The sequence below is a fragment of the Pedobacter alpinus genome, from assembly GCF_042684645.1.
Classification (GTDB): Bacteria; Bacteroidota; Bacteroidia; order Sphingobacteriales; family Sphingobacteriaceae; genus Pseudopedobacter; species Pseudopedobacter alpinus.
This window is the reverse complement of record NZ_JBHULV010000018.1, coordinates 1-2,394: the sequence shown is the minus strand read 5'-3', so window position 1 is coordinate 2,394 and position 2,394 is coordinate 1. Positions and strand designations below refer to the sequence as shown.

The 2,394-nt window shown below is 29.9% G+C and carries 2 protein-coding genes; both read left to right on the top strand.

What is annotated here, in order from left to right; translation table 11 throughout:
* Positions 1–368 precede the first annotated feature (368 nt).
* Positions 369–1,676 (top strand): AAA family ATPase, encoded by a 1,308-nt coding sequence (locus ACFSSE_RS06125; protein WP_379044665.1) that lies wholly within the window; start codon positions 369–371, stop codon positions 1,674–1,676.
* The gene (locus ACFSSE_RS06120; protein WP_379044662.1) at positions 1,666–2,310 is read left to right on the top strand and encodes an RloB family protein; all 645 of its coding nucleotides are present in this window, start codon (positions 1,666–1,668) and stop codon (positions 2,308–2,310) included. The genes ACFSSE_RS06125 and ACFSSE_RS06120 overlap by 11 nt, the downstream gene beginning before the upstream one ends.
* The last annotated feature ends 84 nt before the right edge of the window (positions 2,311–2,394 follow it).

Below are 2,394 nucleotides of genomic sequence, written 5' to 3'. Positions count from 1 at the left end.
CTTCAAAATTCTTTTTTTTGTCATATCTATTGATTTTTATTTATCTTTCATACGGATAGGAACAAGGTCAGGTTATCGAGCGATAAGTTACCGAAGGTTTAGTTCAACAGCAGGTTTGCATTATGCCCGGGTGAGGTGGTTCTTGTTCTGTTCTGCTTTTTATTACTTTAGTGCTCGGGCGACAATGAAGTGCTATCTATTCGGGCACAACGTAAACCTGTAAACGTTAGCAGTAAGCCTAAAAAACGACTCTTTCAAAAATTTATCAATTAAAATTGTAAAGAAACTACATATAATAAGTTAATATTACTCATAAAAAAGATTATTATCTCTATATTTGCAGATGAATTTCAAAATTTAGGATAAAAATGATAATAAATTTTAGTGTACAAAATTTCGGCTCAATCAAGGATAAACAAATCCTTTCTTTTGAAGCTGACAAATCGACCCATCTTGAAGATTATTATGTAATTAAAACCTCTAGTGAACTCCGACTTCTTAAATTAGCATTAATCTATGGAGCTAATGCATCTGGTAAAACGACTATCTTAAAAGCACTTGAATTTTTAAGAGACCTAGTTTTAGAACCTGCAAAAAAAAAGACAGAATCTTTTGATTTTTCACCTTTTCTTTTTGATTCTAAATCACCAAATCAAAACTCAATCATTTCTATTGACTTTATACAAAGTGAAACTCGATATTTTTACGAGGTAGAATTCAATAAAAGTTCAATAACAAGAGAGTTATTAAATGTTTATAATACTACAAAGTCGAATGTTTTTACGCGTACTACTGACCTTGAAAAACAATTTACTGAAATAACATTTGGTAGCAAAGTAAAAAAAGATAAGACATTTAAAAAAACTTTAGAGTCTAACACTTTATGGAATAATACTGTTTTAGGTGGGTTTATTAAAACTAACATTGAATTAAAAGAGTTAAAAGATGTTGTTGATTGGTTTGAACATTATTTAAACCCATTAATCTTTACTAGAACTGAATTGGACAGTTATGTAACTTCTAGAATTGACAACTCATCAATAAACAAAAATATTGTTGTCAATATACTTAAAAAGGCAGACTTTAATATCTCAAATATCATAATAAACGAAGAGGAAAATGATATACCTGAAGGCTTTTTAGAGTTTATAGAAAAGCAACTAAAAGCTCCACAAGAAAGATTAAATGAATTAAAAAGTAAAGGAAAGATAACATCCGTAAATTTAGAATTCGAGCATACGGTAAATGAACAAAAATACAAATTACCTTTTGACCTTGAATCCGAAGGAACTAAAAGATATTATGGTTTTGCGGGTCTTTTAAGCTTATTGATTCAAAATTCAATAGCCTTTCCTATTGATGAATTAGAGGCATCTTTACATCCAGAACTATATATTCACTTTCTGTTATCCTTTTTAATTAACTCTAAACACTCTCAAATTATCGCAACTACCCACAATAGAGAGATATTAACAAATAAAGATATTTTCCGGAACGATGTAATTTGGTTTACTGACAAATCTGATTTCAGTTCAACAGAACTCTATTCACTTTCGGACTTTGACAGTACTGTTATTCGAGACACGAGCAATATCTTCAACGCATACAAAGCTGGCAAGTTAGGAGGAGTTCCTAATTTAGGTGATTATTATATCGACCTTAACAATGAGAACTAGCAAAAGTCTGAATAGAAATAAAAATCCGAATTTTGCTATTGTCATTGATGGCGAAACTGAATTTTGGTATTTTCAAATGTTAGTCAGAAATGAACGAGACAATTTAAATGTTCGAATTAAACCCGAATTACCATCAAAAAAATCCCTCATTGATCAATTTAAATTAGTTAAGCAACTTTCTGAAGATTATACTAAAACATTTTGGATTGTTGATTTAGATGTAGTTTTAAAAGAAACACGAGAAGTCAAAAAGGGAGAAAAAACTAGAATTCAAGAATTAGAAGAATACATAAATATACTGAGTAAAAAGTATCCTGAAACTATAGTTCTTATTGTTAACAATCCTTGCTTAGAGTTTTGGTTATTATTGCATTTTGAATCAACCTCCAAATTTTTCGATACTTGTGCTAGTGCTGAAAAACAGCTAAAAAAGCATTTAAAAGATTACGAAAAAACCGAAAAGTATTTTACAAAGCAAAACAATGACATCTATTTAAAATTGAAGCCACATTTAAAAAACGCATTAAATAATGCTAAAAAACTTGGTCAATTCAATATCAAAGAATCAAATAGTGCTATATCAGAAATGCAATTATTTTTTGAAGCAAAAGAATTTGGACAACTTTTTAAATAACTCTGAAAAAGGCCTACTGCTAACAGCTAAGGTTTCGTTGGGCTCGGAGAGCCAACAATGAAACCGTGGTTGAACGGAACCGGA

Bases quoted from the DNA above. Each gene is read 5' to 3' on its own strand.
- ACFSSE_RS06125 (WP_379044665.1), top strand. From the start codon at position 369: ATGATAATAAATTTTAGTGTACAAAATTTCGGCTCAATCAAGGATAAA.
- ACFSSE_RS06120 (WP_379044662.1), top strand. From the start codon at position 1,666: ATGAGAACTAGCAAAAGTCTGAATAGAAATAAAAATCCGAATTTTGCT.